Source organism: Bradyrhizobium sp., assembly GCF_017881085.1.
In the GTDB taxonomy this organism is placed as follows: Bacteria; Pseudomonadota; Alphaproteobacteria; order Rhizobiales; family Xanthobacteraceae; genus Bradyrhizobium.
Window position 1 is genome coordinate 1 of sequence record NZ_JADGRI010000281.1, and the last position, 7,215, is coordinate 7,215.

8 protein-coding genes and 1 pseudogene are annotated in these 7,215 nt (G+C 61.2%); 4 read left to right on the forward strand and 5 right to left on the reverse strand.

Annotation, left to right across the window (positions count from 1 at the left end):
- Nucleotides 1-314: 314 nt before the first annotated feature.
- Nucleotides 315-560, forward strand: coding sequence for a hypothetical protein (locus QZ213_RS21855; protein ID WP_291688174.1), 246 nt, complete (start codon nucleotides 315-317; stop codon nucleotides 558-560).
- A 107-nt stretch (nucleotides 561-667) separates the two neighbouring features.
- Here the strand turns inward: QZ213_RS21855 and QZ213_RS21860 are convergent, their stop codons facing one another.
- Both QZ213_RS21860 and QZ213_RS21865 read right to left on the reverse strand, forming a co-directional pair.
- Nucleotides 668-802, reverse strand: a complete 135-nt coding sequence (locus QZ213_RS21860) for a hypothetical protein (RefSeq protein ID WP_291688175.1) — start codon at nucleotides 800-802, stop codon at nucleotides 668-670.
- A gap of 770 nt (nucleotides 803-1,572) precedes the next feature.
- Nucleotides 1,573-2,394, reverse strand: coding sequence for an outer membrane beta-barrel protein (locus QZ213_RS21865; RefSeq protein ID WP_291688176.1), 822 nt, complete (start codon nucleotides 2,392-2,394; stop codon nucleotides 1,573-1,575).
- A 233-nt stretch (nucleotides 2,395-2,627) separates the two neighbouring features.
- Between QZ213_RS21865 and QZ213_RS21870 the strand changes: the two genes are divergently transcribed.
- On the forward strand, nucleotides 2,628-2,882 hold the full coding sequence (locus tag QZ213_RS21870) for a hypothetical protein (RefSeq protein WP_291688177.1): 255 nt from the start codon (nucleotides 2,628-2,630) through the stop codon (nucleotides 2,880-2,882).
- Between the two features lie 270 nt (nucleotides 2,883-3,152).
- On the opposite strand, the gene ispG is transcribed toward QZ213_RS21870, so the two are convergent.
- The 3 genes and pseudogenes from ispG to QZ213_RS21885 form a co-directional block, all read right to left on the reverse strand.
- On the reverse strand, nucleotides 3,153-4,442 hold the full coding sequence (ispG, locus tag QZ213_RS21875; protein WP_291688178.1) for a flavodoxin-dependent (E)-4-hydroxy-3-methylbut-2-enyl-diphosphate synthase: 1,290 nt from the start codon (nucleotides 4,440-4,442) through the stop codon (nucleotides 3,153-3,155).
- Between the two features lie 13 nt (nucleotides 4,443-4,455).
- Nucleotides 4,456-5,410, reverse strand: a pseudogene (locus tag QZ213_RS21880) (DMT family transporter).
- Nucleotides 5,411-5,522: 112 nt separating this feature from the next.
- Nucleotides 5,523-6,011 (reverse strand): Fur family transcriptional regulator, encoded by a 489-nt coding sequence (locus QZ213_RS21885; protein ID WP_291688179.1) that lies wholly within the window; start codon nucleotides 6,009-6,011, stop codon nucleotides 5,523-5,525.
- 211 nt (nucleotides 6,012-6,222) lie between these two features.
- Here QZ213_RS21885 and QZ213_RS21890 point away from each other — a divergent pair, with 211 nt between their 5' ends.
- Nucleotides 6,223-6,705, forward strand: a complete 483-nt coding sequence (locus QZ213_RS21890) for a MarR family transcriptional regulator (RefSeq protein WP_291688180.1) — start codon at nucleotides 6,223-6,225, stop codon at nucleotides 6,703-6,705.
- On the forward strand, nucleotides 6,698-7,215 hold a 518-nt coding region (locus QZ213_RS21895), incomplete at its 3' end, for a biotin/lipoyl-binding protein (protein WP_291688181.1). The genes QZ213_RS21890 and QZ213_RS21895, both read left to right, overlap by 8 nt.

The following is a 7,215-nucleotide window of genomic DNA, read 5'->3' on the forward strand; positions in this document are numbered from 1 at the left end:
GATCGGCGTGAGCTTTTCGACCGCAATGGTCTCGTAGGGCTCTTCCTCGCCTGATACGTGGCGATAGCGCGGACCCTGCTTGCTGGCGAGCGAGCTCATGAGCGTCCTCCGATAGCTTGTTGTTTTGCGCCATCGTAGCCCGGATGGAGCGAAGCGCAATCCGGGATTCAAGGGTCCGGCAAGGCGCAGATCCGCGATCTCGCCGCATGTTTGGGCGAGGTTTGGCCTGCTCGTTCGGCCCTCGGAGATCAGAGGGCGCAGGGAATGCCGGGCGCCCGATGCGCCCGCAAGCCGCGTGTGCAAGAATAGTGGTAGTGAGCACACGCGTTGGTCAGGTCACACCGGAAATCGTCCGGCATTCCCCGCGCAATGGTTTTACGGCTTACTTCGCGCTCTCCTCGGTGACCGGCTTTCTTGCCACCGTCGCCCCTGAGAAGCTTGCTTCTCAAGAACTTGATGCCAGCATCGGGGCATCAGGACCACACGACTTCGCCGTCCGCATCAAGCGCTGTTCGTCAAAAGCGCCAATGCGGCCACCGCATCCCGTCCCGCATTCGTGACGATCGCGAAACGCCCCTCGGAGTGGGACGGGACGGTGGCGGACAGGAAGGTGATTTGCGCCAACACGGAAGCAAAATATTTTTGCGCGAGGGACTGGACAGGCAAATCACTGATTTGCCTGGTCAGGCAGATCGCGCATATACGGCCCGTAAAGAACGTCCTGTCGCCATTCATACGCTTTCACAATGACGGCACCCACTGCGACGACAAAAGCAAGAAACAAAAACATTTCGATGATCATTTTTCGATCCTCGCGCCAACCCGAACTACACAGTCAGAAATGCACAGCGCCGCCAAAGCTAATACATTCGCTTCAGCGGCGCCGGGATAGACCGAGCGTTGAAATCCCTCGGTGTAATTTTGTAAGCATAGAACGTGTCATTGGTTAGAGTATAGCTGCCCGAGCTTACTGCGCTGGGTCAACTGTGCGATGCCTAACGTTGGCGTCATTTTCCGATAGCGAGCCAGTGTTGAATTTGTAATGGACCGATCGTCCTCTTGGGGAAATGAGGGTTGATTGTGCCCGCGCTTACATCGCAGCCTTGCGCCAATTGCTCACCGACAAACTGCTTGGCTTCAATTTCTGTTCGAAATGTGCGCGAGTTTCGCACATAGACGCCAGCCGCTTCATTGGGTTGGCGAAATGCCACATACCAAATATCGCCGCTAGGAATTGTCCTTCTAGCCATTTGCGACATCGTCCAGGACAAAAATAAAGAATGATCTAGCGCCGATAGTTCAGCAATTCCATTGATTCAGATCAATGGAAGCGCTGGCAGCTCAAAGCTGGTTTGTCACGAAGGCCGCGGGAACGAGTATTGGAGCGAATAGGCTCGACCGGCGCGATCCCGTCCGCTGACGGTGGGCGATCAAGTAAATGGCGGAGTCCGACTTTTCGACGGAAACCGCCATTTACATTTGCCTCGCATGGGTCAAGCCGCTCGAAGGTTAGACCCGCTGGGGCATCTTTGATCGAGAACGTTCGCATCAAACAGCGGGCAGACCCTCGGATCAGAAGTGGTAGTTCGCGCCCACGCGGATCGTATGAATCTGCTGGTTGACGTTGATGGGCAGATTGAACGAAGCGGAGCCACCAGCGTTTGCAATCGCTCCCGCTGCTCTCACCGGCATGCTCAAATCGGTCTTCCCGAAATCGAAGTAATCGTATTCAAGCTTGGCCGACCAATTGGGCATGAATCCGTACTCGATACCGGCACCCAATACGCCACCGAAACGCGTTTTGCTCACGGAGCCATCCAGAGTACCCGTAAGTCCACCACCAATGCCGCCGACGGTAACGTTCTGGTTCACGAGATACTTGCTGTCTGCCCAAGCGCCGCCGCCCTTGATATAGACCAAGCCGCGGTCACCGACAGTAGCGCCAACCCGGCCCGTGACGTCGCCAATCCACTTAACTTCGGCATCGCAATGGATCACGAGAAGACATGTAGTGCCGCCCTTCAGGCCTGACCAGGTGAAATCACCTTCCACGCCAAAGACCATCATGCCGGCCTGCCAATTATAACCGGCCTGGGCACCTCCCAGAAAGCCGTTCAACTGAGTCTGCCCGATGGGCAGGTTCAGACCGAGACCGGCGTTCGGCAAGAAGCCGTTGACCAGCGCACCAACATTCAGGTCGGTCTCGGTGGTGCCCCAGCCAGCGCCGACATGGCCGCCGACGTAGAAGCCGGTCCAGCTATATACGGGGCTTACCATTGGCGCCTTCGCGTAAGTCCGCGCCGGAAGATCTGCGGCAAGCGCCGCGCCTGCGAAAGCCAGCGCTGCAAGCGCGGCCGTTCCGGCGATCGTTAATTTTTGAGTTCGTTTCATCATGTGCAATCCCCTGCTTTCCTAGATTAAACAAGGGGCGGTGATGTGCCTCCTGTTGTGGTGGAACCGTAGGGATCGAAGACCATACTGATGGTGATATTTCTGGCACACAGTGCCCAATTGCACTGCCCGCCCACCTGCTTTCTCATTTGGGTGGATTGATCTGCATCAATGCATGAGCGCGATTAAGGGATGCGCCTTATCGAGGGATGCATCGCTCTTTTTTGGGGGCAGCCATGGTTTCGATTGATCACTTCCGACAAGGGTTGCTGAAGCAGATGGACCGTGCGGCCCAGGGCGGTCGGATTGATGTCCTGATCAACTCCGGGGAATTGTACCATTTGCTCGGCGGCTATCCCGGCTCTACTCACGGGATGTCTTCGTGCTGCGACGCCATGCAGGCTGAAATGAAAATCGGAGATACGATCATTCGTGACCGAACCAGCGGGGCCGGAATGACCGTCCGCTACCTGCTGCCTCGTGCCCACTGAGACGGCGTTGCCGATCGAAGATCTCTGCGGTCAGTGTCGTTCGGGCCGAACGTCCGTTCAGATCCATTCGCTCGCGACCGGGTCGAGCCAGTAACAATCAGGCCAAGCTCGCTATACCGCCGAAAGCGGAAATAAAGTCGGGGCATTGTGGGTTAATGGTTCAGCCGCGGACCCGATTCAAACTCCGAAATGGAGTCTGATTGCACGCGATCACTCGTTGCCGGACTGTGGCGAGAACGGTGGGGTCACCACGATCGCGTGCTGAGGCGCTTACTCCGCCGCTGTCTCGGCGGCGGGAGCCTTCGCGCCCTTGCCATACCGCTGGCCGATATAATCGATCACCAGCGCCTTGAAGTCGGCGGCGATGGTAGGTCCCCGCAGGGTGCGGAACTTCTTGCCGTCGACGAACACGGGTGCGGCCGGCGCTTCGCCGGTGCCGGGGAGCGAGATGCCGATATTGGCGTGCTTGGATTCGCCGGGGCCGTTGACGATGCAGCCCATGACCGCGACGTTGAGTTCCTCGACGCCCGGATATCGCGTCTTCCAGCCCGGCATTTCCTCGCGGATGAAATCCTGGATCGAGCGCGCCAGTTCCTGGAAGGTGGTCGAGGTGGTGCGGCCGCAGCCGGGGCAGGCCGCCACCAGCGGCACGAAGGTGCGGAAGCCCATGGTCTGCAGCAGTTCCTGCGCGACCTGCACTTCGAGGGTGCGATCGCCGCCGGGCTCGGGCGTCAGCGAGATCCGGATGGTATCGCCGATGCCGTCCTGCAAGAGGATGCCGAGCGCGGCGGACGAGGCGACGATGCCCTTCGAGCCCATGCCGGCTTCGGTCAAACCGAGATGGATCGCGTAATCCGAGCGCGACGCCAGCACCTTGTAGACCGCGATCAGATCCTGCACGGCGGAGACTTTCGCCGACAGGATGATGCGGTTCTTGGCCATGCCGAGTTCCTCGGCGCGCGCGGCCGACAACAGCGCCGACTGCACCATTGCCTCGCGCGTCACCGCGCGGGCTTCCAGCGGCTCGGGCAGCTTGGCGTTCTCTTCCATCAGCCGGGTCAGCAGCTCCTGATCGAGCGAACCCCAGTTGGCGCCGATACGCACCGGCTTGTTGTTCTTGTTCGCGATCTCGATGATGTCGGCGAATTGGGTGTCGCGCTTGTTCTTGAAGCCGACATTGCCGGGGTTGATACGGTATTTGTCGAGCGCTTCGGCGCAGGCCGGATATTCGGCGAGCAGCTTGTGGCCGATATAGTGGAAGTCACCAATCAAGGGTGTGGTGATGCCGCGCTTGCGCAAGCCGTCGCGGATATGCGGCACGGCGGCGGCGGCTTCCTCGCGGTCGACCGTGATCCGCACCAGTTCGGAACCGGCGCGCGCAAGGGCGGCGACCTGGGCGATGGTGCCTTCGACATCGGCGGTGTCGGTGTTGGTCATCGACTGCACCACGATCGGCGCGCCGCCGCCGACGGCGACATTGCCGACCATGACTTGCGTGGTTTTGTGCCGGGCCCTGGGGCTGGCGGCGTCGTTCTCAGGCGGTTTTACGGGCTTGTTCATGGGGTCTCGAATATCAGGTTTTGGTGACATTCAGCAATGGATCAGGTGGGAACCGGGACCACGGGGCCGGGACGGTTAACGAGGTAAAGTCCGGCTATCACAAGGAGGGCCGCGGCGCCGAAGGCCAGGGTCAGGGTGTCGTGCATGATGAAATAGCTAGCCACCACGCCAAACAAAGGGGTGATGAAGGTAAATGCCGACAATTTGCTGGCGGAATAGGTCTTGACCAGCGCAAACCAGATCAAAAACGTCAATCCGACCACCCAAACCGCCTGATAGACCATCAGCGACAGCGCCAGGGGGCCGGGAACCCGGGTCAGGGTTTCGCCTGAAATCCACGCCGCGAACCCCAGAATCGGGACCGAAAGCGCCACCTGGTAGCCCAGGCCCTTTTCCGCCGGCGCCCTGAGCAGCGCCGTCGCCTTGACCAGCAGCGTGGTCGCCGCCCACAGCGCACCGCCGGCGATGATCAGGAGGTCACCGAGCAGCACCCTGGCATCGACGTCGGCCTGGGGAACCCCGATCGCCAGCGCGACGCCGGCGAAGCACAAAGCAAGTCCGCCCCATTGCGAGGCGCGCAGCCGCTCGCCGAGAAACACGTAGGAGCCGAACGCCACGAAAAACGGCGCTGTATAGAGAAACACCACCGCACGCGATGCCGAGGTCAGCAGCAGGCCGCGATAGATCAGCACGAATTCGACGCCGAAGATGACGCCCGCCAGCAACCCCGCGCGCAACGTGCCGTCGCGCTCGAACAGTTTCACGCCGCGCAGCCGCGCAATCAGGAACAGCACAATCAGCGCGCCCGAGGAGCGGATCGTGGCCTGCAGCATCGGCGGGATGTCCGGCAGCGCCAGCTTGACCGCGACCTGGTTGAAGCCCCAGCTCAGGCACAGCATCAGCATCAGCGCGACCGCGCCGGGGGTCAGCGGCCGCCCGGCCGATGAAATCACAGGATTGGACGACATGAACCCTCGTTATCCGGCTTGCCGCCGTGTTGTTGGGGCATGATCCCGAACCGCAGGGCCGCGAAAGCGCAAAGTGGCGTTCCGGTTTTCGGACGAGATCATGCCCAAAATATCAAGGTTTCTGGCAGTGCGCGCAAATACCGGCGATCTCGACCACGGACAGTTTCGGCGCGAAACCCAGCGCCCGCGCCGCGGCATTGAGACTTTGCGCCACCGGCGCCGCCGGAATTTCGCCGACCGATCCGCACTCATCGCAGATCAGGAACGCCACCATCGCCGCGGCGTCATGGTCGTGCGCGCAGGCGAGATAGGCGTTGCGGCTTTCGATGCGGTGGACGAGGCCGTTCTCCATCAGGAAATCGAGCGCGCGGTACACCGTGATCGGCGCCGGCCGCGGCATCGATTTGGCGAGTTCGTCGATCACTTCATAGGCGCCGAGCGGACGGTGGCTGGACAACAGCGCCTGCAGCACCTGACGCCGGATCGGGGTGAATTTCTGCGAACGCTGCTTGCAGACCCGTTCGGCATGATCGATCGCGTCCGCGGTGCAGCGGCCGTGGTCGTGATCGGGCGCGGGAAAGGTCGGTTTGGTCAGGGCCATGGGGGATCATGTAACGCGGCCGGTCCGGGCCGTCGACTCCGGCGCGCCGCGGCAATTGTTTAGCATTTTACCGCGGCAACCCCAAATTCCGCGTCGTTCCCCGGATGCCCGACCGAGCCATGTGCTGTCAGCGGGTCAGGTCTCCCTAAACTTGCCATATCCAGATAATAAGCTAGCTTATTATATCCAAAGCTTATGGAGACGACCCCTGATGGCCCGCGGCCCCGTGGATATGAACTTCCTGTTTACGCTCGGCGAGTTGCAGCGGCTGGTGCGCGCCTATGCCGACAAGCAGGCGGCGCGCTACGGAATGACCCGCGCGCAATGGGCCGTTTTGGCCAAGGTGGAACGCACCGAGGGCCTGAAACAGTCGGAACTCGCCGAGCAGATGGATATGCAGCCGATCACATTGACGCGCCTGATCGACAAGCTCTGCGACAATGGCTGGATCGAGCGCCGCGGCGACGAGACCGACCGCCGTGTCAACCGGCTTTATCTGCGCAAGGCGGCGCGGCCGCTGCTCGCCAAACTGGCCAGCTTGCGCTCCGAGCTGACCGCGACCGCGCTGGAGGGCATCAACCCGGTCGACGCCCACCGCCTGCTCGCCCAACTGGAGGCCATCAAGGAAAACGTGCGCAACGCGATCCAGAACGCCCCTGCGGAACCGCCGAAGAAGGAACAGCGCTATGGCTGATCCGATCCTGAAATTTCCGCCCGAGCAGAAGGGCAGTCCGGCGGGTAAACCCCGGATCAAGATTGCCGCTGAGCCGCGCCGCCGCCTGATGGCCGGCATGCGGCGCTATCGCCGCACTTTGTTGCTGGTGGTGCTGCCGCTGGTGGCGCTGCTGGCGGGGCTGACCTTCTATCTCAATGGCGGACGCTACGTGACCACCGACGACGCCTATGTCGGCGCGCAGAAGGTCCTGATCACACCCGACATCTCCGGCAAGATCATCAATGTCGCCGTGAAGGAAGGCCAGCAGGTCGCCGCCGGCGACGTCATGTTCCAGATCGATCCGGTGCCGTTCCAGCTCCTGGTGGCGCAGGCGCGCGCCAAGCTCGACGATGCCAAGACCAGCCACGACAATCTCGTCGCCAACGTCAAGCTCTATGGCGACACGGTCGACCTCGTCAACGCCGGCATCGCGCTCAAGCAGCGCGACGTCGAGCGCAAGACCGCGCTCGCCAAGAACAATTTCGGCTC